Raw genomic sequence first — 1,036 nt, forward strand, 5'->3', positions numbered from 1 at the left:
GCACGCTGTCCATCAGCTACGAGGACGGAAGCCCGCATGTCTGGCGAAATATCCACCCGAGCCAGCAACATCTTTCCGACCAGGAACTGATTTCATCTTCCTGCATCGTCACCAGCGATTTCGCGGTGGTCACGAACGGCTCTGAACCTATAAGCGCCGAGGTGCTGGCCGAATGCGATGCCGATGAGGGCGTTAACGGCGAAGGCGTGATCGGTGCCGTGGTCTATGCCATTCATGGCGAGGACTTCGACGGTCGCCTGATCCACGTCGGTGACAGCTATTCGGTCGAGGCCGCGCGGGAAATCGTGCAGCGCCTGAGTTTCGAGACCGGCTACTACAGCCGCTGCTGGGAAATCAGCAGCGCGCACATCAGCCAGGAAACCGGCCAGTACCTCGCCAATCTGGCGGACCTCGCCACGCCGGAGGCCTTTTTGTTCATCGCCTTTCGGGTTCCGTACAGCCCGGCGATCGGCGTCAAGCTGATCTCAACGCCCTGGACGGACCAGAACCTGGAGCACGCCGATGGCATCACCGCCGAGCAGCTTCGGCAGGAGCACCGCAGCAAGGGCATGCCAGACGACCTCGCGAACATCCTGGAACTGGCTGGCCAGGCCGATGTGCGCATCCTCATCCTCGACGCCGACGCGCCCGTGTTGCCGGGCTTGCCGCTGGCCGAGTCCTAGCAAACACACCACGAGCCCACCTTCCTCTTTGCCCTCCATGCCAGCCCGTCTCCTTTCTAGGAGCCGGGTTGGTCCAATTTCATAGGAGCACTTTATGTTCCCCGACCTCATCTCGCCCGCACGCGACTTCGAGCATCAGCTTGGAGCCTGCGTCAACGCCATGGGCCAGGACGACGCCATCGGCCAGATCTTGGTATTCGAGCGCTTGAGTGGCACGCTGCACATGCGCCATATCGCCAGCGCCGATCTGGCCGACACCGACATTGACGACTACGAAATGGTCGTTTTCGACGGTGGCAACACCGGCGGCGACACGTGGAAGCACGTGTTCTTTCCACGTCAGCGCGAACACT

2 protein-coding genes are annotated in these 1,036 nt (G+C 61.6%); both read left to right on the forward strand.

The annotated features are described in order from the left end of the window. A partial coding sequence (locus BRO63_RS03950) for a DUF5983 family protein (protein WP_143219438.1) occupies positions 1–683 on the forward strand: 683 nt, incomplete at its 5' end. A 94-nt stretch (positions 684–777) separates the two neighbouring features. Then, on the forward strand, positions 778–1,036 hold a 259-nt coding region (locus BRO63_RS03955; protein WP_088138637.1), incomplete at its 3' end, for a uridylate kinase.

The sequence above is a fragment of the Achromobacter xylosoxidans genome, from assembly GCF_002192695.1.
Taxonomy (GTDB): domain Bacteria; phylum Pseudomonadota; class Gammaproteobacteria; order Burkholderiales; family Burkholderiaceae_B; genus Achromobacter; species Achromobacter xylosoxidans_C.